The following is a 24,378-nucleotide window of genomic DNA, read 5'->3' as shown; positions in this document are numbered from 1 at the left end:
AAATGATGTTATTTTTGAGTTCACACTCAGGAAAGGGGTGGGGTCATGGCTCGGAAATGGTGGACCCTGATTGCCGTATGCACAGGGGTGTTCATGCTCTTGCTCGACGTGACGATCGTGAACGTCGCGCTGCCCGACATCCAGCGCGAATTCGGCGCCTCGCTCACCGATCTGCAGTGGGTGATCGACGCGTACGCGCTCACCCTCGCGGCCTTCCTGCTCACCGCGGGAACGATCGCGGACAAGTACGGCAGGCGGCTGGTCTTCGCCGTCGGCCTCGTCGTGTTCACCGTCGGTTCGCTGCTGTGCGGGGTGGCCAACTCGCTGGTGCTGCTGTCCGTCTCGCGGGCGGTTCAGGGCGTGGGCGGCGCGATCATGTTCGCGACTTCCCTCGCGTTGCTGGCGGGCGCGTTCGCGCCTCGCGAGCGGGGCGTCGCCTTCGGCGTGTTCGGCGCCGTCACCGGTGTGGCGGTGGCGGTGGGCCCGGTGCTCGGCGGAGCTCTCACGAGCGGGCTGTCGTGGCGGTGGATCTTCTTCGTCAACCTCCCGATCGGGATCGCCGCGCTGGCGGTGACGCTGCTGCGGGTCGACGAGTCGCGGGCGCCGACAGCGCACCGGGTGGACTGGGCGGGCTGCGTGACGTTCAGCGCCGCGCTGGGCGCGCTGGTGTTCGGGCTGATCCGCAGCCACGTCGACGGCTGGGGGTCGGTCACGGTGGCCGGTTCGCTGATTGCCTCCGTGGTCCTCCTCGTGGCCTTCGTCGTCGTCGAAAAGACCTCGGCCGCTCCGATGTTGGACCTCAGCCTGCTGCGGGTGCCGACCTTCGGCGGCGGCTTGATCGCCGCGTGGGCCATCTCCGCCTCGTTGTTCTCGCTGCTGACCTACCTGGTCATCTTCCTGCAGGGCATCCAGGGCTACTCGGCCGTCGAGACCGGGCTGCGGTTCCTGCCGTTGACCCTTGCGATCTTCGTGACCGCGGGAGTGGCAGGCCGGCTCAGCGACGTGGTCCCGGTGCGCTGGTTGATCGGCCCCGGGTTCGTCTTGGTCGCGGCCGGGCTCTGGCTGATGCGCGATGTCGACCCGGCGGCCAGTTGGACCCAGTTCGTCCCCGGCTTCCTCGTCGCCGGAGCGGGGGCCGGGCTCATCAACCCGCCGCTCGCCTCGACCGCGGTGGGCGTCGTCGAGCAGGACCGCGCGGGCATGGCCTCGGGCATCAACTCGACGTTCCGGCAGGTCGGCATCGCGACCGGCGTCGCCGCCCTCGGCAGCCTGCTGGCCTCGCGGATGGACGACTCGGTACGAGCGGCCCTGTCGGAGGGTCCGCTCGCGGGCAGGGCAGGGGAGTTCGCGGACGCGGTCAGCAGCGGCAGTACCGCGTCGGCGATCGGTTCGCTGCCGCCCGAACTCCGTGGGCTCGCGGCGCAGGCCGCGGGTACCGGATATGCGGAGGCGCTCGACAGCATCCTGCTGATCGGTTCGGTTACCGCGGCGCTGGCGGCGATCGCGACGCTGCTGCTCATCCGGTCCCGCGACTTCGTCGAGGCGTCGGGGGAGCTGGAGTCGAGCGAGCAGGAGGCCGCAATTCCGGTCTGAGGGCTGCTGTCACGTGGTGTGGTTCCGGCGGTGTCGCGCGTCGGGGCCACGCCCCGTTTGGTAGAGCTGACGGCATGGGAACTCTCAAGGTCACCGACAACGCGCTCCACCTGACTCTTTCGACGCTGGAGAAGATCGGTGCGCTCCACGGCGACGTCGAGGTCCCGTTGAGTTCGATCCTCGCCGTCGACGTGTGTCCGGACGGGCTGTCGGCACCGCGCGGGATGCGTGCGCCGGGGTTGGGGGTGCCAGGATGGCGCAAACTCGGCACCTGGCGATCGCGGGGGCGCCGCGAGTTCGTCGATGTGCGCAGGGGGCAGCCGGCGGTGCGGGTCGAACTCGCGGGTCAGTCGTTCGCCGCGCTCTTGGTCGGAGTCGACGATCCGCAGGCTCTCGCGCGGCGACTCGGCGGGCTGTCGGGGTAGTCGGAACCGTGCGCGCTTTTCACCCCCACCGGGGTGCAACTCGCGCACGGGCGGCGGAGCCGTTGATAACGAGTTGGTAACGATCAATATGAGGGGTTCCTCAGGTTTCGCGCCGGGTCGTTTTCGGTCCGGCCAGCGCGTTCTCTCCTTACCCGCGAGTCACTTGTGAAGCCGATTTGTGACCTGCGTCACGCCTACTACCTGGTAGAACGCTTGTCCAGGTCGCAAACGTGAGGAAATCCTCACCATTCTGTGCGAGCCTGATCGCGTCCCCGAAGATCCGTCCGTGGCCTGCCGATGGCCGCGTGTGGCCCGAGATCTCGGTGGGCATCGACCAGGAGAGGACAGTCAATCGTGACGATCGACGAGAGCACGCCGGTGGGTAAGGGAAGCGGCACCGGAGGGTCGCGGATTTCTGCGCGCGCCGGGTCTCCGAAGTCCGCGCTGCGCGATCGGCTCGTGGCCGGTGAGCCGTACGCGCTCGCGTTCGGCGGCCAGGGCGCGGCATGGCTGGCCCCCCTCGAGGAGCTGATCCGCGACAACGGCCTCGAACCCGACATGACCGACCTCGTCAACGAGGCGGCGGCCCTCCTCGCGCCCGTCGCGCAGGACCTGCTCGTGGTCCGGCCCGCGGGCTTCGACCCCATCGGCTGGATCCTCGAGCAGGACGTCGTGGATGAGGATGTCACCCCGGCCGGTCCCTCGGCCGCGGCGCTCACCTCCGCCTCGGTGTCTCTGCCCGGCGTCTTCCTCGCGCAGCTCGCCGCCCTGCGGTCGCTGCGCCTGCAGGGCCTCGACCCCGCCCAGCACGCGCCTGTCGCCGTGATCGGCCACTCGCAGGGCATGCTCGGCGTGCAGGCCGTCGCCGACGGCGGCGCCACCGACGGCTCCCTCCTGGCCATCGCGCAGCTGATCGGCGCGGCCGCGGTCCTGGTCGGCCGGCGCCGCGGCGTCATCGGCGGCGCCGAGCGCGCCCCCATGCTCGCCATCTCCGATGTGGACCCGGATCGCATCCAGGCCATCGTGGACGAGGTCGCCACGGGCGTCGACGCCGAGCGCGCCGCCGTGATGGCCATCCGCAACGGCCGTCGCCGCGTCGTGGTCTCCGGCACCCCGGCGCAGCTGGCCCGCGTCCAGCAGCGAGCCGAGCAGATCGCCGAGGACGAGGCGCGCGAGCGCGACGCCAAGAAGCGCGGCGGCGCCGTGTTCTCGCCGGTCTTCGAGCCGCTCGCGGTGGAGATCGGCTTCCACCACCCGGCGCTCGCGGATGCCGTCGACACGGTCGGCGCCTGGGCCGTCCGTTGCGGACTCGACCCCGAGCTCGCCAGCAAGCTGGCCGGCCTCTGCCTCGTCGACCCCGTCGACTGGGTCGCGGCCGTGGACTCCGTGGTCGACGCGGGCGCGGCCTGGGTCCTCGACCTCGGCCCCGGCGACCTGCTCACCCGCATGACGGCCGGTTCGCTGCGCGGGCACGGCGTCGGCATCGTCGCGGCGTCCACGCGCGTGGGCCAGCGCCACCTCATCACCCCGGGCGCGGCGCCCGAGGTGGCGAAGGCCTGGAGCGAGTTCAAGCCGACCCTGGTGTCGCTGCCCGACGGCAAGGTCGGCGTCGAGACCGCGTTCACCCGGCTGACCGGGCGGTCACCGATCCTGCTCGCAGGCATGACCCCGACCACCGTCGACGCGAAGATCGTCGCCGCGGCGGCCAACGCCGGCCACTGGGCCGAGCTGGCCGGCGGCGGCCAGGTCACCGAGAAGATCTTCACCGACCGGGTCGCCGAGCTGCAGACCCTGCTCGAGCCGGGCCGCGCGGTCCAGTTCAACTCGCTGTTCCTGGACCCGTACCTGTGGAAGCTCCAGCTCGGCGGCAAGCGGCTGGTGCAGCGGGCGCGCTCCGCGGGCGCCCCGATCGACGGCGTCATCGTCACGGCAGGGATCCCCGAGCTGGACGAGGCCGTCGCACTGATCGAGGAGCTGTCCGAGGTCGGCATCGGCCACGTCGCGTTCAAGCCCGGCACGGTCGCCCAGATCCGCTCGGTCATCCGGATCGCCAACGAGGTCCCCGACTTCCCGGTGATCGTGCACATCGAGGGCGGCAAGGCAGGCGGACACCACTCCTGGGAGGACCTCGACGACCTGCTCGTCACCACCTACGCCGAGCTGCGTGCCCGGCCGAACCTGGTGATCTGCGTCGGCGGCGGCATCGGCACCCCTGAGCGGGCCGCCGACTACCTGACCGGACGCTGGTCCACCGAGGCCGGCTACCCGGCGATGCCGGTCGACGGCATCCTCGTGGGCACCGCCGCCATGGCGACGCTCGAGGCCACCACCGCCCCCGACGTGAAGCAGCTGCTGGTGGACACCCCCGGCACCCCCGACTGGGTCGGGGCGGGCACCGCGACCGGCGGCATGGCCTCCGGCCGCAGCCAGCTCGGCGCCGACATCCACGAGATCGACAACGCCGCCTCGCGCACCGGCCGCCTGCTCGACGAGGTCGCCGGTGACGCCGACGCCGTCGCCCAGCGCCGCGACGAGATCATCGCCGCGCTCGACATCACGGCCAAGCCGTACTTCGGCGACGTCGCCACCATGACCTACGAGCGCTGGCTGCGCCGCTACCTGGAGCTGGCCGTCGGGATCGACTCGGCCAAGACGTTCGACTGCGGCACCGACTGGGCGGAGGCATACGCCGACGCGACCGAGTCGGTCTGGCTCGACGGCACCTGGCGCGACCGCTTCGCCGAGATGCTGCGCCGCGCCGAGGCCCGGCTGCACCGCAACGACCGCGGCCCGATCCGGACCCTGTTCAACGACGAGCTGGTCCTCGAGCGCCCCGAGGCCGCGCTGTGCGCCCTCAAGGCCGCCTACCCGGACGCGGGATCGGTCGTGCTGCACCCGGCCGACGTGCCGTTCTTCACCGCCCTGTGCAAGACCCCGGGCAAGCCGGTCAACTTCGTGCCGGTCATCGACAAGGACGTCCGTCGCTGGTGGCGTTCGGATTCCCTGTGGCAGGCACACGACCCGCGCTACACCGCCGACCAGGTGTGCATCATCCCGGGCACCGTTGCCGTCGCCGGTATCACCGAGGTGGACGAGCCCGTCGGCGACCTGCTCGACCGCTTCGAGCGGGCCACCACCGATGAGCTGCTGGCCGCGGGTGCCGCGCCGACCGCCGTCGCGAGCCGCAGGCACGCGGCCACGGCCCGCGGTCTGCTCGGTGTCGTGCTGTCCGCGCCCGACGTCCTGTGGGCCTCGCGCCTGACCCGCAACCCCGTGCACCGTCTCGGCGACCTCGCCGACTGGACGGTCGACGGCGACAGCGCCACCCACGCCCGGACCGGCGCCATCCTGAACGCGGTGGACGCCGAGCACGCCGAGCTGACCGTTCCGCTGCTCGCCGACCGCGCCGTGCGGATCCGGATCACCGTGCCCGCCTCGACCCGTGACGGCGGCGCCCCGGTGGTGACCGCGGCGGACGCCGAGGCCGCCATGTCGGCGCTGCTCGGGGTCGCGGCAGGCCAGGACCTGCCCGCCGTCAAGAACGGTGCGGCGCGCGTCAACCTCGCCTGGGTGCCCGACCGGGTCGCCGACCACGCGGGCGTCACCGGCGCCGGGTTGCCCGAGTCGCTCGCCATCGGCACCAGCGCGGTGCCGGACGTCGTCGTCGGTGCCTGCTGGCCCGCCGTGTTCGCGGTGCTCGGCGCCGCCACCACGGCAGAGGGCGCGCACGTCATCGAGGGCATGCTCGACCTGGTCCACCTCGACCACGCCGTTGACCTCGTCGGGGCGATCCCGACCGAGACCAGCGTGCTCACCGTGAAGGCCGAGTCCGTCGCCGTCGTCGACACCGACATGGGTCGCGTCGTCGAGGTGCACGTCGAGGTGGGGGCCATGCGCGAGCACGGCACCGCCGCGCCGACCTTCGCAAAGCTGGTGGAGCGCTTCGCGATCCGCGGCCGCACCGGTGCCGGCGAGCTGGCCGACCCGGCCAGGGCCGGCGGCTCGCTGACCGATGCGGTCACCGACACCCCGCGCCGTCGTCGCCGCCAGGCCACGATCGTCGCGCCGCGGCACATGGGCGCCTTCGCGGGCGTCTCGGGCGATCACAACCCGATCCACACCTCCGACGCGGCCGCGCTGCTCGCCGGGCTCGGCAGCCCGATCGTGCACGGCATGTGGCTCTCCGCCGCCGCCCAGCAGGTCGTCACCGCCATCGATCCGTCGGCGGTCGTGCCGCCGCGCAGGCTGACCGCGTGGACCGCCCGCTTCCTCGGCATGGTCCGACCCGGCGCCGAGATCGACGTCCGCGTCGACCGCATCGCCTACGACGGCGGCGCCGAGGTCATCGAGGTCGGCTGCCGGGTGGACGGCGACCTGGTGATGGTCGCCTCCGGCCGCACCGCCGCGCCGAAGACCGTGTACGCCTTCCCCGGCCAGGGCATCCAGCGCCCCGGCATGGGCCTCGACGCCCGCGCCCGGTCCAAGGCCGCGCGGGAGATCTGGGACCGCGCCGACAAGCACACCCGCGAGGCGCTCGGCTTCTCGATCCTGGCCGTGGTCCGCGACAACCCGACCGTCCTCAAGGCGCGCGGGGTCACCCACAAGCACCCCGACGGCGTGCTGCACCTGACCCAGTTCACCCAGGTCGCGATGGCCGTGCTGGGCGTCGCCCAGGTGGCGGAGCTGCGCGAGTCCGGCGCCTTCGTGGAGGACTCGCTGCTGGCCGGCCACTCCGTCGGCGAGTACAACGCGCTCGCGGCGGTCGCAGGCGTGCTGCCGCTCGAGGCAGTGCTCGAGGTCGTGTTCCAGCGCGGGTCCGCGATGCACGCCCTTGTGCCCCGCGACGAGGCGGGCCGCTCGAACTACCGCCTGGCCGCGATCCGGCCGTCGCAGATCGGCGTCGCCGACGAGGACCTCGCGGAGTTCGTGGCCGGCGTCGCCTCGGAGACCGGTGAGTTCCTCGAGATCGTGAACCTGAACCTGCGTGGCTCGCAGTACGCGATCGCGGGCACCGTTGCCGGTCTGGACGCGCTCGAGGTCGAGATCGACACCCGCCGTGAGGCTTTCGGTGGCAAGCGGGCCTACATCCAGATCCCCGGCATCGACGTGCCGTTCCACTCCACCGTGCTGCGCGGCGGCGTGGACGACTTCCGCGAACGGCTGCTCGCGCTGCTGCCGCAGGAGATCGATCCCGCGATCCTGATCGGGCGGTACATCCCGAACCTGGTGCCGAAGCCCTTCTCGCTCGAGCGTGAGTTCGTGCAGGAGATCGCCGACCTGGTGCCCTCGGAGCAGCTGGCCGCGGTGCTCGCCGACTTCGACGCGCACGCCGCCGACCCGTCCGCACTGACCCGCGTGGTGCTCGCCGAGCTGCTGGCCTGGCAGTTCGCCAGCCCGGTCCGGTGGATCGAGACGCAGGACCTGCTCTTCGGCGACGAGGCCGACGGCGGCCTCGGGGTCGAGCGCTTCGTCGAGATCGGTCTCGGCGCGGTGCCCACCGTGGCGAACCTGGCCTCGCAGACCCTCAAGCTGCCCGGTCGTTTCGGCAACCCGGTCGAGGTGCTCAACATCGAGCGCGAGGCGGGCATCGTCTTCTCGACCGACACCGACCCGGCGCCCGTCGAGGACGACGAGCCCGAGGCCCCCGTGGCCGAGACCGCAGCGCCCGCAGCCGCGGCCGCGCCCGCACCCGTCGCCGCCCCGGCGGCGGCCACCGGCGGCCCGCGCCCCGACGACATCGCGTTCTCGGCCTCGGACGCCACCGCCGTGCTCATCGGGCTGTGGACCAAGCTGCGTCCCGACCAGATCGGCCCCGTCGACACCATCGAGGCGCTCTGCGACGGTGTGTCCTCGCGCCGCAACCAGCTGCTCGTCGACCTCGGCGCGGAGCTGTCCCTCGGCGCCATCGACGGCGCGGCGGATGCCGACATGGGCTCGCTCGCGGTCACCGTCAACAAGCTGGCGCGCACCTACAAGCCGTTCGGCCCGGTGCTCACCGACTCGGTGAACGACCACCTGCGCAAGGTGTTCGGGCCCTCGGGCCGTCGCCCCGCCGCCATCGCGGAGCGGGTCGCGAAGGTGTGGGAGCTCGGATCCGGCTGGGCCAGCCACGTCACCGCCGAGGTGGCGCTCGGCACCCGTGACGGGTCGAGCGTTCGAGGCGGGGCGCTCGGCGGCCTGCACGAGGGCGCCCTCGCCGACGGCGCCGCGGTGGACGCGGTGATCGACGCCGCCGTCCAGTCCGTCGCCTCCCGTCGGGGCGTCGCCGTGTCGCTGCCCGCCACCGGTGGCGGGGCAGGCGGCACCGTGGACGCCGCCGCGCTCGGCGAGTTCACCGAGCACATCACCGGCCGCAACGGCGTGCTGGCCTCCGCGGCCCGGCTGGTGCTCGAGCAGCTCGGACTGTCCGACGAGGTCACCTCCGGCCCCGCCGACACCGACTCCGCGCTGGTGGACCTGGTGTCCACCGAGCTGGGCTCGGACTGGCCGCGTCTGGTCGCGCCGGCCTTCGACGCACGCAAGGCCGTCCTGATCGACGACCGGTGGGCGACCGCCCGCGAGGACCTGGCCCGGCTGTGGATCGGCGACCACGCGACCGTGGTCTCCGTGACCGAGGCGGACTTCACCGGCGCGGGCAGTGCCGTGGCCGCGCATGCCGACTGGTGGCGTCAGCGGGCCGAGGCCGAGGGCCGTGAGGAACTCGTCCAGGTCTACGCCGACATCGCCGCGGCGGCCGCCGTCACCGACGACGAGCCCGGCGTCTGGTCCGATCAGGTTGCCGTCGTGACCGGAGCAAGCAAGGGCTCCATCGCTGCCTCGGTCGCGGGTGGCCTGCTGCGCGGCGGCGCGACGGTCTTCGTGACCACCTCGCGCCTGGACTCCGAGCGGCTCGGCTTCTACCGGAAGCTGTACCGCGCCAACGCCCGTGCCGGCGCAGCCCTCTGGGTGGTGCCCGCCAACATGGCGTCCTACGCGGACGTCGACGCGCTGATCTCCTGGATCGGCGAGGAGCAGACGGAGACCGCAGGCGGAGCCAAGAAGCTGGTCAAGGAGGCCGTCACCCCGACGATGCTCTTCCCGTTCGCCGCGCCCCGGGTCGGCGGCGAGCTCTCCGACGCGGGGGCCCGCGCCGAGATGGAGATGCGGGTCCTGCTGTGGTCGGTCGAGCGGCTGATCGGCGGGCTGTCGAAGATCGGCTACGACCGCGACGTCGACACCCACCTGCACGTGGTGCTGCCGGGCTCCCCGAACCGGGGCCTGTTCGGTGGCGACGGTGCCTACGGCGAGTCGAAGGCCGCGCTCGACGCGGTGGTCATGCGGTGGAACGCGGAGCGGACCTGGGCCGAGCGGGTCACCCTCGTGCACGCGCTGATCGGCTGGGTGCGCGGCACCGGGCTGATGGGCGGCAACGACCCGATGGTCGAGGCCGTCGAGGCCAAGGGCGTGCGCACCTGGTCCACCGACGAGATGGCCGAGCAGTTGCTGGCGGCCTGCACGCAGGAGACCGTCACCGCGGCCGTCACCGCGCCGGTCCAGCTGGACCTGACCGGCGGCCTGGCGGAGGTCGACCTCGACCTGGTGGCCCTCGCCCGCGAGGCGGCCGACGCCGAGAAGGCGGCGGCCGACGAGCCCGAGGAGGACACGGCCGACACCGTCGACGCGCTGCCCGCGCCGCCGCGGATCGGGGACGCCCCGGCCGCGCCGTCGTGGCCCGAGTTGGACGTCGCCCCGTCCGACCTGGTGGTGATCGTCGGTGCCGGTGAGCTCGGACCCTACGGCTCGTCCCGCACCCGCTTCGAGATGGAGGTCGACGAGCAGCTCTCGGCGGCAGGCGTTCTCGAGCTGGCATGGAACACCGGTCTGGTCACCTGGGAGAGCGACCCGGTCGCGGGTTGGTACGACACCGAGACCGGTGAACTCGTGCCCGAGGCGGAGATCGCGGACCGTTACCACGACACCGTCGTCGAGCGGTGCGGCATCCGCACCTACGGGGACGAGGGCGCCATGGTCGACAACACGGCCCCGCTGCTCACCTCCGTGTTCCTCGACAAGGACCTCACGTTCGTGGTCGGCAGCGAGGCGGAGGCCAGGGCCTTCGTCGACTCCGATCCGGAGCACACGGTCGCGGCGGCCGTGCCGGACAGCGGCGATTGGCAGGTCACCCGCAGGGCCGGCACCGAGATCCGGGTGCCCCGCAAGGCGAAGCTGACCCGCACCGTCGGCGGCCAGATCCCCACCGGTTTCGACGTCACCAAGTGGGGCATCCCCGCGGACATGGCCGGATCGGTGGACCGGGTGGGCCTGTGGAACCTGGTCACCACGGTGGACGCGTTCCTCACCGGCGGCTTCACCCCCTCGGAGCTGCTGCGCTGGGTGCACCCCTCCGCGGTGGCGAACACCCAGGGCACCGGCATGGGCGGCATGACGTCCATGCGCTCGCTCTACATCGACACCCTGCTGGGCGAGTCCCGCGCGAACGACATCCTGCAGGAGGCCCTGCCGAACGTCATCGCGGCGCACGTGGTCCAGTCCTATGTCGGCGGCTACGGCGCGATGGTGCACCCGGTCGCGGCGTGCGCCACGGCGGCGGTCTCGGTCGAGGAGGGCGTCGACAAGATCCGCCTCGGCAAGGCGCAGCTGGTGGTCGCAGGCGGCTTCGACGACCTCGGCATCGAGGGCATCGTCGGCTTCGGCGACATGTCCGCGACGGCGAAGTCCGAGGACATGCTGGCCAAGGGGATCGACGAGCGTCGGTTCTCCCGCGCCAACGATCGTCGTCGCGGCGGCTTCGTCGAGTCGGCGGGCGGCGGCACCATCCTGCTGGCGCGGGGCGACCTGGCGCTGGAGATGGGCCTGCCGGTGCTCGGTGTGGTCGCGTGGGCGGGCTCGTTCGCCGACGGCGTGCACACCTCGATCCCGGCCCCCGGAATCGGCGCGCTCGGTGCCGGACGCGGCGGCCAGGACTCGCAGCTGGCGCTCTCGCTCAACGCGCTCGGTGTCACCGCCGACGACATCTCCGTGGTGTCCAAGCACGACACCTCCACGGCCGCAAACGATCCGAACGAGGCCGAGCTGCACGAGCGGCTCGGAGCGGCGCTGGGTCGCAGCGCGGGGGCCCCGCTGTTCGTGGTCTCGCAGAAGAGCCTGACCGGGCACGCGAAGGGCGGCGCCGCGGCGTTCCAGCTGATCGGCCTGTGCCAGGTGCTCGCCAAGGGCGTCATCCCGCCGAACCGCAGCCTGGACTGCGTGGACGAGAAGATGACCGAGTTCTCGCACCTGGTCTGGCCGCGTGAACCGCTTCGCTTCGGCGAGCGGCTCCCGCTCCGGGCGGGCCTGCTGACCAGCCTCGGCTTCGGTCACGTGTCCGGCCTGATCGCGGTGGTGCACCCGCAGGCGTTCGTCGAGTCGATCCCGGCGGCCGCGCGTGCGGACTACCTGGCGAAGGCTCAGGAGCGCACGATCGCCGGGCAGCGTCGACTCGCGTCGGCGATGTGCGGGGGAGCGGACCTGTACGAGCGGCCCGCGGACCGTCGCTTCGGCGGGGATGCGGTGCCCGCGAAGGCGGCTCGTCAGCTCGAGGCGGACATGCTGCTGCACGAGCAGGCCCGGCTCGGCGCCGACGATGTCTACCGATCCGGATTGCCGGGGTGCCAGTGATGGCCATTCTGGGAATCGGATACGACCTGGTCACCGTCACCGAGTTCGCGGAGCAGATGAACCGTCCGGGAACGGCCATGCTGTCCAGCTTCCGGCCGGGGGAGCGCCGCTACGCGGAGTCCAAGAGCCCCGACCCGGCCCGCCACTACGCGGTGCGCTGGGCGGCGAAGGAGGCGGTGATCAAGGCATGGGCGTCGTCCCGGTTCGCCCGGCCGCCGTCAGTGGGTGACAACGCCTACGCGCAGATCGAGGTGGTCAACGACGCGTGGGGCAGGCCGAGCATCAAGCTGCACGACGAGGCCGCGGAGTTCCTGCCCGGCGCGATCATCCACCTGTCGCTGACCCACGACGGCGACATGGCGGGCGCCATGGTCGTCATCGAGGAGCCCGACCTGGTGGTGCCGGTCGCCGACTAGGCGAACGGACGACGGATTGACGAGGCCGGCCCGCGGAGCGATCCGCGGGCCGGCCTCGTCCCCGTTCGGCGGCCTTGCACCTGACGCGACGTGAGGTCCTAGCGTGGCGGCATGACTGCAGACGAGAACGACGAGATGTTGACGGAGCAGGACGTGATCGACGCGGCGACGCGGTTGCCGGGGGTGGTCGTGGTGACCGCCGACGAGGCGAGCGGGGCGCCCGAAGCCTCCTGGGGTGACTCGTTCGTCCACCTCGACCCGGACCGGAAGTTCCCGTTCGCGACGATCGTGACCCAGGACGTGCCCGGCTGGGACACCTACTCGGCGCTGGATCGTGACGGTGCGTTCCGCGTGAACTTCGGCGCCGGCCGGGCCGGGTTCGAGGAGCTGCTCGGCTACCCGCCTGCCGCACACGCCGCGCACGCGGACGGGATCGACTTCACCGTCGGCGACCGGCTGCTGCCGCACCCGACGTACGCCGCGCAGTCCTGGGTGTCGATCGTGTGTCCCACGCGGGCGAGCCTCCCGCTGGTGCAGGACCTGTTCGACCGGGCCCGCGCGCGCGCCGCGCGCCGCCGCCGGACCGGGTGACGGTGGGCGATGATCGAGTGATGGACGACGGGTACACGGTCGGGGACCTCGCGCGGCTGTCCGGCGTCTCGGTGCGGACCCTGCACCACTACGACGCCATCGGGCTGCTGACGCCGCACGCGCGCAGCACCGCCAACCACCGGCGGTACACGGACGCCGATGTCGCGCGGCTGCGGCAGGTCCTGTTCTACCGGGAGCTCGAGTTCGGCCTCGAGGAGATCGCGGAGATCCTGGCCGATCCCGCGGTGCACCCTGACGCGCACCTGCGCAGGCAGCGCCGGCTGCTGCGCGAGCGCCGGGCCCGCATCGACGGCCTGCTCGACGCCGTCGAACGCGAACTGCGGGCGAGCGGCTCGGGCATCGCGCTGACCGCCGCCGAGCAGCTCGAGATATTCGACACCGACCGCTTCGGTTCCGCGCTCGCGGAGGTCGAGCAGCAGTGGGGGGTCGACGCCCACACGGCGGCCTATACGAAGGAGGACTGGGCGGCGATCAAGGCGGAGGCCGATTCCGACATCGCGTCCTTCGCGGCCGCATTGGCCGCGGGCGAGCCCGCCGACGGCGAGGTCGCGATGCGGGCCGCCGAGGATCACCGGACGCACCTGGCGCGCTGGTTCTTCCCCTGCAGCCATCGGCAGCACCGAAAGGTGGCCGCGCACTACCTGTCCGACCCGGCGACCGTCGCGCAGTGGGACGAGATCGCACCGGGGTTCGCGTGGTACGTGCACGATGCGATCGTGGCGAACGCCGATCGCGCCGGTTCGTGACCGCCCGCTCAGGTGGAGCGTGATTCCTTCTCGGCGACGAGCAGGTACGCGGCCATCAGCCGCTTCAGCTCGTCGACGGCATCCGCGTGGCTCTGCCCGTCCTGGACCGAGAAGTTGAGCATCGAGTACACGACGTGGACGAGGACCTCGGCCATCATCGTGCGGCGGTCGCGTTCGGTGCGCGGGGTCAGTGGGGCGAGCATCCGGGAGATCTGCTCGGCGAGCTGGCGCTCCTGGATCTTTCCGGTGGCCCGCGTCGACGGGGTGGACTGCATCGCCAGCCACACCTCCCGCCGCGACGGGTCCGAGGTCCACAGCTTCGCTAGGTGATCGACGAAGTTGTTCAGGAACCGCAGCCAGTCGAGTGAGGGCACCTCGCCGTTGAACTGCTCGAGTTCGTCGCGCACCGAGGTGAAGTCCTGCCGGTTCAGTTCGCACACGATCACGTACTTGTTGGCGAAGAACTGGTAGAGCGTGCCGATGGGGACATCGGCCCGAGACGCCACCTCCTCGCAGGTGAACGACTCGAACCCGACATCGGTGAGCAGGTCCCGCGACGAGGCGAGCAGGGCGTCGAACTTTCGTCGGCTGCGCTCCTGGGTCGGCCTCTTGCGGGGGAGCAGTTCCTCCAGCGCGGCTGGGTCGGCACCAGCCTCCAGGGCCGGGTCCGCGCGGCGCGAGGTTCGGCTGCTGGTCATGGACTCCACCTGTCCAGGTTATCCGTCTTTGTCGCCGGATCCGATGAACCCCGGGTTCTGGGTGTTTCCCGGGGTATCGGATACCCGGGGGAGCTACCGGGTGACGCGGTTGCGGTACAGGACGTTCGCCCAGACGAACCCGACCGCCGCGATCACCGCGCACCAGGCCACCGCGAGCCAGGCACTGTTGCCGATCGGGGTGCCCATCAGCAGGCCGCGGACCGTCTCGATGATCGGGGTGATCGGCTGGTTCTCTGCGAACCACCGCAGCCAGGTCGGCATCGTCTCGGCAGGCACGAAGGCGCTGCTGACGTACGGCAGGAACATGATGACGAAGGTGAACCCGCCCGCCGCCTCCGGGTTCTTCGCCAGCAGGCCGAGGGCCGTCGACAGGTACGACAGGGCGAAGACGAAGGCCGCGATCATCCCGATCACGCCGAGCCACTTCATCGGGTCGCTGGTCGGGCGGAAGCCCATCAGCAGGGCGACCGCGAAGACGATCGCAGTGGTGAGCAGGTTGCGGACCACGCTGGCGAGCACGTGCCCGGTCAGGAACGAGGACTGGGCGATGGGTAGCGTCCGGAACCGGTCGATGATGCCCTCGGTCATGTCGGACGAGACGCCGACCGCGGTCGTCGAGGCGCCGAAGGCGGCGCACAGCAGGATGATTCCGGGCACCACGTAGTTGATGTATGCGGTGCCGGTGTCGATCGCGCCACCGAAGACGTACACGAACAGCAGCATCAGCATGATCGGCAGCGCGACCGCCATGATCATCGAGTCCGGGCTGCGCAGCAGGTGTTTGAGGCTTCGGCGCAGCATTGCCAGCGAGTCGGCGGCGACGGCGGTGCGGGGCAGGGTCTGGGTGCTCATCGGGCTGCTGCTTTCGTGGTCGGGGCGTCGGCGTCGCGGGGCGAGCCGGTGAGGGCGAAGAAGACGTCGTCGAGGTCGGGCGTGTGCAGGGCGAACTTCTCGACCGAGATGTCGTCGTCGATGCGGTCGAGCAGGGCGCGCAGGGACGCGATGCTGCCGTCGGTTGGCACCTCGACGGTGAGGGTCTCGGGGCGCGTGACGGACCCGGGCAACGCGCCCGCGGCCCGGTCCAGCTGGGCGGGATCGGTGAGTTGCAGCTCCATGTGGCCGCCATGGACGAGCCGCTTGAGCTCGTCGGCGGTGCCCTCGGCCACGATCCGGCCCCCGTCGATGACGGCGATCCGGTCGGCGAGCTCGTCGGCCTCGTCGAGGTACTGGGTGGTGAGGAAGATGGTCACGCCGCTCGCGACCAGCTCACGGATGACGATCCACATGTCGCGGCGGCTGCGCGGGTCCAGACCGGTCGTCGGCTCGTCGAGGAACACCACCTTCGGGTTCGCCACCAGGCTCATCGCCAGGTCGAGGCGCCGCCGCATGCCGCCCGAGTAGGTCTCGGACCGCCGGTCCGCCGCGTCCGAGAGGGAGAAGCGGTCCAGGAGTTCGACTGCGCGGCGCCGCGATTCGCGCCTGCCGAGGTGATGGAGCTCGCCCATGAGCGCGAGGTTCTCCCGGGCGGTGAGCAGCTTGTCGACCGCCGCGTACTGACCGGTGACGCTGATGCTGCGGCGCACCTCCTGGGCCGATCGGGGCAGGTCGTGCCCTGCCACGCTGACGGTGCCGGAGTCGAAGGGCATCAGGGTGGACAGGATCCGGACGGTGGTGGTCTTGCCCGCGCCGTTGGCGCCGAGCAGTGCGAACACCCCGCCCTCGGGCACGAACAGGTCGAGTCCATCGAGCACGGTGTGGTCGCCGTAGGACTTGGTGAGCCCGGCGACGGAGATCGCGCCGGTGGATTCGGGTCTGGTCATGGGATCGTCCCTTTCACGAAACTGTGTATGTCATACACTTTGGTTTATAAGGTACACAGTTTTACGATGAGCGCAAGAGGTGACGACGGGAGCGGTACGGATATGGATACGAGTGGTGCGGACAACGCGGGGGCCGGGGATCTGCCACGGGCCGTCAAGCTCGCCTGGGGGCTGGCCGAACCGGGCAGTCGGGGTCCGCGCCGCGGACTGAGCATCGAGAAGATCCTCGACACCGCAATCGAAGTCGCGGATGCGGAGGGTGCCGCAGCGCTGTCGATGGCCCGCCTGGCGAAGGAACTGGGCTTCACGACCATGTCGCTCTATCGGTACGTCAAGAGCAAGGACGAGCTGATCGAGCTGATCACCGACCGGGTGGTGGGGCCCGCGCCGCACATCGAGCCGGGTACGCCGTGGCGGGAGGCGTTGGCGCAGTGGGCGACCTCCGAGTACGAGGCCTTGATGCGGCACCGGTGGTGGCTGCAGCTGTCCCTCGGGGGGGTGCCACCGACCGGACCCAACAACATGGCGTGGCTGGAGGTCGGACTCGGCTGCCTGGCCGACACGCCGCTGCCGAAGCCGCTGCGTTTCCAGATCGTCCTCAACACCTCGCTCTACGTGATCGGGCGCGCCCGTTTCGCAGCGGACTTCGCGGCTGCCTCCGCCACCGTGTCGCCCGAGTACGCCGCCGCACTGGACTATCCGGTGCTGCTGCCGCGCCTGCTCTCCCCGGCGGAGTTCCCCCACCTGACCGGGGCGCTCGCGGACGGCATTTTCGACGCCGACCCCGAGGTCGACTGGGAGGACGCGGACTTCGCCTTTGCGCTCGGCCTGATGCTCGACGGCATCGAGAAGTTGGTCGACGCGCACCGCTGACGGGCCGGTCCTCAGCCGTTGTTGCGGGCGCGCACCCCTCATCCGAACCGGGTGAATTCGCGCGCTGGACGTGCATGATCCGCTGCAAATCCGTTGCGCCGGGGGAATAGTGCAAGGGGGAAGCCCGCGGTCGCGTCGGTGACCCGGTACGACGTCGATTGGTGGGAACCGATGAGCGTTGACACAGAGGGTCCGGCGGACAGCGCCGCGACGCCGAGGCGACTCCCCGTCGCGCCCCGGCAGCAATACATCACCTGGATCGCGCTGGCGATGATGACCACGAGCTCGGTTGCCAGCCTGCGCTCCGCGCCGTCGATGGCGATATACGGCCTCGCGTGCGTGTTCCTCTACATCGTTCCGGCGATCGTGTTCCTGCTGCCGACCTCGCTGGTGGCGGCCGAGCTCGCCTCGGGCTGGTCCGGCGGGGTCTACCGCTGGGTGGGCGAGGGCATCTCCGACAAGGCGGGTTTCCTCGCCGTCTGGTGCCAGTTCGCGATGACGATCTTCTACTACCCGACGCTGCTGGCCTACGTGGCCAGCACCTTCGCCTACGTGATCAATCCGGCGTTGGCCTCGAACGGGCTCTACACCGCGATCATCATCGTCACCCTGTTCTGGACCGGGGTCTTCGTCTCCTCGCGAGGGATGAAGGCCGTGGCCGGACTCTCGAGCGCCGGACTCGTTCTCGGCACCCTGATCCCGGGCGTGCTGCTGATCGTCATGGGCGTGGTGTTCCTCGGGCAGGGCAACCCCTCCGCCGCGCCGATGGAGTTCAGCGCGCTGCTCCCCGCGTGGACCGGCATCGCGAGCCTGGTGCTCATCGTCAACAACTTCCTGTCGTACTCGGGAATGGAGATGAACGCCGTCCACGTCTCCAGCCTGCGCAAGCCGGCCAAGGAGTTCCCGCGCGCGATGTTCGTCGCGATGGGCCTGGTGCTCGCCATCTTCATCCTGCCCGCCATCGCGATCAGCTGGGTGGTGCCTGCCGAGAAGCTCTCGCTCACCGCGGGCGTGATGCAGGCGTTCGACATCTTCTTCGCGCACTTCGGATTCGGATGGGCGACACCGATTCTGGCGTTGATGCTGATCGCAGCATCGCTGGGCGGGATGCTGACCTGGTTGGCCGGGCCCTCCAAGGGGCTGCTCATGATCGGGAGGCAGGACGGGTTCCTGCCACCGATCCTGCAGCGGTTGAACAAGCACGGGGTCCAGCAGAACATCCTGGTCGCACAGGGTGCGGTGACCACCCTCATCGCGTTGCTGTACGCCTTCATCCCGGAGGTCTCCAGCGCCTACTGGATCCTGTCGGTGATCACCACCCAGGTCTACCTCGTGGTGTATCTGCTGATGTTCGTGGCCGCGATGCGGCTGCGCAAGAACCGGCCGGAGCAGCCGCGTGGCTACCGCGCGCCCGCGCTCTTCCTGCTCTGCTGGGTCGGCATCGTCTCGAGCCTCGCGGCATTCTGCATCGGGTTCGTGCCGCCCTCTCAGTTCGGCGGCGGCAGCGTCTTCGTCTACATCCTCATCGTCGGTGGCGGGTTCGGGATCGTCGGGATCGGGGTCCCGCTCCTGATCCTGGCCCTGCGCAAACCGTCATGGAAACAGGAAGTCTCGGCAGACCCGTTGGAGAAGGAGGCGTGATGACCACACCAGAGGACGGCGACACACGGCCAGAGGTCGGCGAGGTGAGCGTCGCCCCCGTCGACGATCTGCACAAGCGGCCGGAGAACAGACACTGGATCCTCTACCTGGCGGCCTTCGCGGTGTTCGTCGGGCTGGCGGCCTGGGGTCTGGTCACCTTCAACGAGAACAAGCGCACCGACGAGGCGGACGCCAAGGCCACCGAGCTCGCGGCGCAGTTCGAGGCGGCGGGCCTGGGCGCTCTCGACGTCGAGGCGACAGCGCGGGTGCTCGGATCGGACGGCGGTGCCGCGTGCACCGATCCCGGCAGCGCACTCAAGGCCGGTGTGCTCAATCAGCAACTGGTCAGCGGTGCCGCCGGACCCGGCCAGCGTCCCATTCTCGCGACCCACGACGCGGTGGCGGGGGCACGGTTGGTGATCGAGGTCTACTGCCCGGAGCAGTCGGCCGAGTTCGAGGAATCCCTGAACGATCTGAAACTTGTCGACGGCAATTAGCGGGAGCCGTCGGTGACAGCCCAGGAGGTGGCAATGCCGGACGAGATTCGCTCCAAGGTAAGGGACTTGATGCCCACGGCGCGCACGGAGCTCGCGACGCTGGTGGGCTTCAAGTCGGTGGCCGATCCCCGTCAGTTCCCGCCGCAGGGGTGCACGGACGCGGCGAACTGGGTGCGGGACGCGTTCGTCGCGGCCGGGATCGGGCAGGTCGAACTGATCGAGACCCCGGACGGCTCGAACGCTGTCGTCGGGCACCAGCCGGGGCCCGAGGGCGCTCCGACGGTTCTCCTCTACTGCCACTACGACGTTCAGCCACCGGGCAACGAGCAGCTGTGGCACACCCCGCCGTTCGAGCTCACCGAACGCGACGGCCGCTGGTACGGGCGTGGTGCGGCGGACTGCAAGGGCAACATCGTGATGCACCTGCTCGCATTGCGCGCGCTGGGCACGCCGTTCCCCGTCGGCATCCGGGTGGTGGCCGAGGGTTCCGAGGAGATGGGCACCGGTGGCCTCGAGGAGCTGGTGCAACAGCGCCCCGAACTGTTCGAGGCCGACATGATCCTGGTGGTGGACACCGGCAACGCCGAGGTCGGCGAGCCGACGGCGACGATCACCCTGCGGGGGATGGCGAATGTCGTCGTGCACGTCGAGACGATGGCGGGCGAGGTGCACTCCGGGATGTTCGGCGGGCCCGCGCCCGACGCCCTCGCCGCGCTGGTACAGATGCTGGCCACGCTCCGCGACGAGGACGGCAACACCGTGGTCGAGGGCCTGGACTCCGGGCAGCGGTGGGACGGCGCCGAATACGCCGAGGCGCAGTTCCGCACCGACGCCGGGGTGCTCGACGGGGTCGGCCTGCCCGGATCGGGTTCGGTCGCGGATTCGGTGTGGGCCAGGCCCGCGCTGACGATCCTCGGGATGGACTGCCCGCCGGTCGTGGGGTCTGCCGCCGCGATCCAGCCGAGGGCGTCGGCGCGACTGAATCTGCGGGTACCGCCCGGGATGGATCCGCAGAAGGCGCAGGACGCGCTGATCGCACACCTGGAGGCCGCCGCGCCGTGGGGTGCGCGGGTGACGGTCGAACCGGAGCAGATCGGATCGCCGTTCCGCGCCAGTACGGACGGGCCCGGCTACGCGGCCCTGGCCGACGCCATGGCCGAGGCTTTCGGGAAGCCGCTCGGCACGGTGGGGCAGGGCGGCTCGATCCCGCTCTGCAACGTCTTCGCGACCATGATCCCCGGTGCGGAGATCGTGATGCTCGGGGTCGAGGAGCCGCGCTGCCTCATCCATGCACCCAACGAGAGCGTCGACCCGTCCGAGATCGAGAACCTCGCGGTCGCGGAGGCGCTGTTCCTCGGACGGTTCGCCGCCACCCGTTGATCTACGCGGCCGGGCTCAGACGGACAGGTCGCGGCGCAGCTTGGCGACGTGACCGGTGGCCCGGACGTTGTACTGGGCCACCTCGATCTTGCCCTGCTCGTCGACCAGGAAGGTGGAGCGGATCACGCCCTGCACGGTCTTGCCGTACATGGTCTTCTCGCCGAACGCGCCCCAGGCCTTGAGCGTCTCGCGCTCCGGATCCGACAGCAACGGGAAGGTGAGCTCCTCGTTGTCGCGGAACTTGGCCAGCTTCGCCGGCTTGTCGGGGGAGATGCCGATGACGTCGAGGCCCGCGCCGTTCAGCTCGGCCAGGTTGTCGCGGAAGTCGCAGGCCTGCTTGGTGCAGCCGGGGGTGCTGGCCGCCGGGTAGAAGTACACGATCACCTTGCGTCCGCGGTAGTCGGCGAGCGAGACCTCCTTGCCGTCGGCGTCGGGCAGGGTGAATCCGGGCGCGGTGTCCCCGGCGGCGAGTCTGATGTTCTCGGTCACGCCGACCAGGTTACTGGCAGCCCCGGCCGTGACACCGGACGTCGGCGGTTCCTCCCTGCGCACACGCGCGCCGCACCGGTACGGTCATGACCAAGCAAGATCGACGATGAGAGAAAGTGGGATCCACGTGCCCAGGGACACCGAGAGCATCGAGCGCGACATCGAGCAGGCGCGCAACCAGCTCGCCAGCACGCTCGACGAACTGAGCGTCCGCACCAACCCGAAGCGACTGGTCGAGAACGCCAAGGCGGGCCTGGTCGCCAAGATCAACGAACCGCCGGTCAAGTTCGCCCTGATCGGCGCGGGCGCCTTGGTCGCGGTACTGGTGCTGCGCAAGATCTTCCGCTGATCGACGCGGTGTCCACCCGATTCCGCACCTTCGAGCGGACCTCGGTCGTCGAGGCGCCGTGCGAGGCCGTCTGGGCGCGGATCGTCACCCCGCAGGGCATCAACGACGAGATGATGCCGCTGCTGCGGATGGCGATGCCCAGGGGCGCTCGGGGGCTGACGGTGGACACCGTAGAGGTCGGCCGCAAGGTCGGACGATGCCGGCTGTACCTGTTCGGCATCGTCCCGTTCGACCATGACGACCTGATGCTCGCCGAATTGGAGCCGGGCCACCGGTTCCTCGAGCGCTCGACGATGGCCTCGATGCGGACATGGGAACATGAGCGGACCCTGACCGCCGAGGGCGCGCGAGCGACCCTCGTGCACGACCGCGTGCGTTTCGAGCCGCGCGGTCCGATCGCCGCGGTCCCCGGGCTGCCCGGGCTGCTGGAGCGGGTGATCGGCGGGTTCTTCGCGCACCGGCACCGAAAGCTGCGACGGCACTTCGCGAACTGAGCACCGAACCCCGGTCTGCCCTTCCCTCAACGATGCCGGCCCCCAACCGACAACAAAGAAGGCCCCGACCGTGATGGTCGGGGCCTTCTCGTGTGCGCCCACAGGGACTCGAACCCCGGACCCAGTGATTAAGAGTCACTTGCTCTACCAACTGAGCTATAGGCGCATTGTCACTCGCTCGGGACTCGCGCCCCGCTCTCTGCGACGTGGAGAACATTAGACGAGCGATCCGAGCGAATGCAAATCAGCCCCCCGTCGGCACTCGACGGGCTGGTCAGGGGCCTGTACGGGGTAACACTCGCGGCCCGGGCGGCGATTGGAATGTGAACGTTATTGGGTCGGCCGGGACGCTGTTGGCTGGCATGGCGCCGAGCCTGGCATCATGGCAGTTCACAGCTCTGCGCGTCCGGTGTGCGCCCTGTGGCGGCCGGTTGTGGATGGTGTGTTTAGTGGCTTCGAGTACATGAGGGTGGGGATCAGGGTGGCGACCATACGGGGAACGCTGAGTGCGGTGGCTCTCGCAGCGGCAGCGATGCTCGTGGCGACGGGGTGCACGGTGCAGTTCGGTGAGGATGCCGAGGCGGCGCCCGCGCAGGCGGCCATCGACCTGAACCCGGTGTTCGAGCTGATCAAGCCAAAGGTGACCTCCGCCGTCGCGGACGGCGCGGTCGGGTACTCGCCTGGCGACCCCGTCGCGGTCCGGGTGGCGGACGGCAAGCTGTCGAAGGTGACGCTCCTCGACGAGTCCGGCGACCCGGTGGCAGGCGCCATCGCCCCGGACGGTCAATCCTGGGTGAACACGCAGCCGCTCAAGTACAATGGCGAATACCGTCTTCAGGCCGACGCTTTCGGGCTGGGCGGCGCGAGCACAACGGTGTCGAGCTTCACCACGAGTTCGCCGGGCAACATCACCAAGCCGTACGTGATGCCGGGGGACGGGGACGTCGTCGGCATCGGTCAGCCCGTCGCGGTGCAGTTCGACGAGTCGATCCCCGACCGCAAGGCCGCGCAGGAAGCCATCACGGTCGTCACCAACCCGCCGGTGCCGGGCGCCTTCTACTGGGTCAACGACCGCGAGGTGCGCTGGCGCCCCGAGAACTACTGGGCCCCTGGCACCGCGGTGACCGTGGACGTCAACGTCTTCGGCCGTAACCTCGGCGGCACCCTGTTCGGTCAGGCGAACGAGCACCGCGAGTTCCGGATCGGCGACTCGATGATCGCGTACGCCGACGACAACACCAAGCAGGTCACCTTCGAGCGCAACGGCCAGGTGGTCATGACGATGCCGACGTCCATGGGCAAGGACAGCTCGCCGACCGACAACGGTGTGTACATCATCGGCGACCGTTTCGAGCACCTGATCATGGACTCGTCCACGTACGGCGTCCCGGTGAACTCCCCACAGGGATACAAGACTCCCGTCGACTACGCGACCCGAATGTCGTACAGCGGCATCTTCTTCCACTCCGCGCCGTGGTCGGTGGGGGAGCAGGGTTCCACCAACACGAGCCACGGTTGCCTGAACCTGAGTCCGGCCAACGCCCGATGGGTGTTCGAGAACACCAAGCGCGGCGACCTGGCGATCGTGAAGAACACCGTCGGCGGCACGCTGCCCGGCACCGACGGCCTCGGCGACTGGAACATCCCGTGGGCGACCTGGAAGGCCGGCAACGCCTGATCTCGCGGCCGTAGCGAGGGCCCCGCACCCACAACAGGGTGCGGGGCCCTTCGCGTTGTACGGACCGGTGCGCCGGGTCTCAGGGTCCGTGCATGCCCCGGAAACGGAGAACGCCCCCCGACCGGAGTCGGGGGGCGTTCTCTTCGGGTGACTGACGGGACTCGAACCCGCGACAGCCAGGATCACAACCTGGTGCTCTACCAACTGAACTACAGTCACCATTGCCGGCGCGGTTTCACCCTCGCGGGCTGCTCCGTATCGGCGTGCACGATATTAGCCTGACTCGTCGCCGGAATGCCAATCGATATCTATTCGGCGACCAGATCCTCGACGACCGCGGCGATGTCGTCGGTGGTGGGACCGGGCTCCGCGACGAACGCGGTCCGTCGGTAGTACTTGAGTTCGCGGATGGATTCCTGGATGTCCGCCAGCGCTCGGTGTGCGAGCCCCTTCTCCGGCTGACCGAAGTAGATCCGGGGATACCAGCGGCGGCACAGCTCCTTGATCGAGCTGACGTCGATCATCCGGTAGTGCAGGTACTCGTCCAGTGCGGGCATGTCCCTGGCGAGGAATCCGCGGTCGGTGGCGATCGAGTTGCCGGCCAGGGGAGCGGTGCCCGCGGCGGGGATGTGCTCGCGGATGTAGGCGAGCACCTGCTGTTCGGCCTCCTCGAGCGTCACCGTCGACCGGCGCACCTCCTCGGTCAGTCCGGAGCGCTCGTGCATCTCCTTGACGACGTCGGGCATGTCGGCCAGCGCGGCGTCGTCGGCGTGGATGACGATGTCCACACCTTCTCCGAGCACGTTCAGATCGCTGTCGGTGACCAGCGCGGCCACCTCGATCAGCTTGTCCGTGCCGAGCCGCAGTCCGGTCATTTCGCAATCGATCCACACAAGTTTGTCCTGCACCATGAACACAGTAGTCAGCCGATGGCCGGGTTAAGGTCAACTGGTCGCTTCGCGGGCCCGGTCGGCTGGGCGGCGGCGGAC

Annotated in this window: 18 protein-coding genes and 2 tRNA genes; 13 read left to right on the top strand and 7 right to left on the bottom strand. The window is 70.3% G+C overall.

All coding sequences use genetic code 11. The features are described from left to right. The first annotated feature begins 93 nt into the window (after positions 1-93). From ABIC28_RS23940 to ABIC28_RS23915, 6 genes are all read left to right on the top strand, one after another. A complete protein-coding gene (locus tag ABIC28_RS23940) occupies positions 94-1,593 on the top strand; it encodes an MFS transporter (protein ID WP_373560246.1) in 1,500 nt (499 codons plus the stop codon). Between the two features lie 74 nt (positions 1,594-1,667). After that, positions 1,668-2,018: a hypothetical protein gene (locus ABIC28_RS23935; RefSeq protein WP_097211498.1), complete on the top strand. Its 351-nt coding sequence runs from the start codon at positions 1,668-1,670 to the stop codon at positions 2,016-2,018. Between the two features lie 354 nt (positions 2,019-2,372). After that, positions 2,373-11,675, top strand: a complete 9,303-nt coding sequence (locus tag ABIC28_RS23930) for a type I polyketide synthase (RefSeq protein ID WP_097211497.1) — start codon at positions 2,373-2,375, stop codon at positions 11,673-11,675. Beyond that, positions 11,675-12,091: a holo-ACP synthase AcpS gene (acpS, locus tag ABIC28_RS23925; protein WP_077042191.1), complete on the top strand. Its 417-nt coding sequence runs from the start codon at positions 11,675-11,677 to the stop codon at positions 12,089-12,091. Before ABIC28_RS23930 ends, acpS begins: the two co-directional genes overlap by 1 nt. Before the next feature lie 111 nt (positions 12,092-12,202). Continuing rightward, positions 12,203-12,682 (top strand): DUF6194 family protein, encoded by a 480-nt coding sequence (locus ABIC28_RS23920; RefSeq protein ID WP_354581194.1) that lies wholly within the window; start codon positions 12,203-12,205, stop codon positions 12,680-12,682. 20 nt (positions 12,683-12,702) lie between these two features. Further along, a complete protein-coding gene (locus tag ABIC28_RS23915; RefSeq protein ID WP_354581192.1) occupies positions 12,703-13,449 on the top strand; it encodes a MerR family transcriptional regulator in 747 nt (248 codons plus the stop codon). An 8-nt stretch (positions 13,450-13,457) separates the two neighbouring features. Here ABIC28_RS23915 and ABIC28_RS23910 read toward each other — a convergent pair whose 3' ends face one another. The 3 genes from ABIC28_RS23910 to ABIC28_RS23900 form a co-directional block, all read right to left on the bottom strand. After that, positions 13,458-14,147, bottom strand: coding sequence for a TetR/AcrR family transcriptional regulator (locus ABIC28_RS23910; RefSeq protein WP_245220990.1), 690 nt, complete (start codon positions 14,145-14,147; stop codon positions 13,458-13,460). Between the two features lie 93 nt (positions 14,148-14,240). Further along, a complete protein-coding gene (locus ABIC28_RS23905) occupies positions 14,241-15,020 on the bottom strand; it encodes an ABC transporter permease (protein WP_209926909.1) in 780 nt (259 codons plus the stop codon). Next, positions 15,017-15,988, bottom strand: a complete 972-nt coding sequence (locus ABIC28_RS23900; RefSeq protein WP_354581189.1) for an ATP-binding cassette domain-containing protein — start codon at positions 15,986-15,988, stop codon at positions 15,017-15,019. The genes ABIC28_RS23905 and ABIC28_RS23900 overlap by 4 nt, the downstream gene beginning before the upstream one ends. 66 nt (positions 15,989-16,054) lie before the next feature. Here ABIC28_RS23900 and ABIC28_RS23895 point away from each other — a divergent pair, with 66 nt between their 5' ends. The 4 genes from ABIC28_RS23895 to ABIC28_RS23880 all read left to right on the top strand — a co-directional run bounded on the left by ABIC28_RS23895 (position 16,055) and on the right by ABIC28_RS23880 (position 20,379). Beyond that, the gene (locus ABIC28_RS23895; RefSeq protein ID WP_306455727.1) at positions 16,055-16,861 is read left to right on the top strand and encodes a TetR/AcrR family transcriptional regulator; all 807 of its coding nucleotides are present in this window, start codon (positions 16,055-16,057) and stop codon (positions 16,859-16,861) included. Positions 16,862-17,032: 171 nt separating this feature from the next. Beyond that, positions 17,033-18,502, top strand: coding sequence for a glutamate/gamma-aminobutyrate antiporter GadC (gene gadC, locus ABIC28_RS23890; RefSeq protein ID WP_097211493.1), 1,470 nt, complete (start codon positions 17,033-17,035; stop codon positions 18,500-18,502). Continuing rightward, positions 18,502-18,999, top strand: coding sequence for a hypothetical protein (locus tag ABIC28_RS23885; protein ID WP_097211492.1), 498 nt, complete (start codon positions 18,502-18,504; stop codon positions 18,997-18,999). The genes gadC and ABIC28_RS23885 overlap by 1 nt, the downstream gene beginning before the upstream one ends. Before the next feature lie 33 nt (positions 19,000-19,032). Continuing rightward, a complete protein-coding gene (locus tag ABIC28_RS23880) occupies positions 19,033-20,379 on the top strand; it encodes a dipeptidase (RefSeq protein WP_097211555.1) in 1,347 nt (448 codons plus the stop codon). Positions 20,380-20,394: 15 nt separating this feature from the next. Here the strand turns inward: ABIC28_RS23880 and bcp are convergent, their stop codons facing one another. After that, positions 20,395-20,868 (bottom strand): thioredoxin-dependent thiol peroxidase, encoded by a 474-nt coding sequence (bcp, locus tag ABIC28_RS23875; RefSeq protein WP_097211554.1) that lies wholly within the window; start codon positions 20,866-20,868, stop codon positions 20,395-20,397. Between the two features lie 127 nt (positions 20,869-20,995). Between bcp and ABIC28_RS23870 the strand changes: the two genes are divergently transcribed. Next, a complete protein-coding gene (locus tag ABIC28_RS23870; protein WP_077042185.1) occupies positions 20,996-21,217 on the top strand; it encodes a DUF3618 domain-containing protein in 222 nt (73 codons plus the stop codon). An 8-nt stretch (positions 21,218-21,225) separates the two neighbouring features. After that, positions 21,226-21,711, top strand: a complete 486-nt coding sequence (locus tag ABIC28_RS23865) for an Rv1443c family protein (RefSeq protein WP_354581185.1) — start codon at positions 21,226-21,228, stop codon at positions 21,709-21,711. Positions 21,712-21,804: 93 nt separating this feature from the next. Here ABIC28_RS23865 and ABIC28_RS23860 read toward each other — a convergent pair. Further along, positions 21,805-21,877, bottom strand: a tRNA-Lys gene (locus ABIC28_RS23860). A 366-nt stretch (positions 21,878-22,243) separates the two neighbouring features. Between ABIC28_RS23860 and ABIC28_RS23855 the strand changes: the two genes are divergently transcribed. Then, positions 22,244-23,389, top strand: a complete 1,146-nt coding sequence (locus ABIC28_RS23855) for a L,D-transpeptidase (protein WP_373560250.1) — start codon at positions 22,244-22,246, stop codon at positions 23,387-23,389. A 146-nt stretch (positions 23,390-23,535) separates the two neighbouring features. On the opposite strand, the gene ABIC28_RS23850 is transcribed toward ABIC28_RS23855, so the two are convergent. Beyond that, a tRNA-His gene (locus ABIC28_RS23850) sits at positions 23,536-23,608 on the bottom strand. Between the two features lie 89 nt (positions 23,609-23,697). Continuing rightward, positions 23,698-24,297 (bottom strand): oligoribonuclease, encoded by a 600-nt coding sequence (orn, locus tag ABIC28_RS23845; RefSeq protein ID WP_209926901.1) that lies wholly within the window; start codon positions 24,295-24,297, stop codon positions 23,698-23,700. Positions 24,298-24,378: the final 81 nt, after the last annotated feature.

This window comes from Rhodococcus sp. PvR044 (genome assembly GCF_040548995.1).
GTDB classification, from domain to species: Bacteria; Actinomycetota; Actinomycetes; order Mycobacteriales; family Mycobacteriaceae; genus Rhodococcus_G; species Rhodococcus_G oryzae.
The sequence above is the reverse complement of the archived record's forward strand: the minus strand, read 5'-3'. Positions and strand labels throughout refer to the sequence as shown.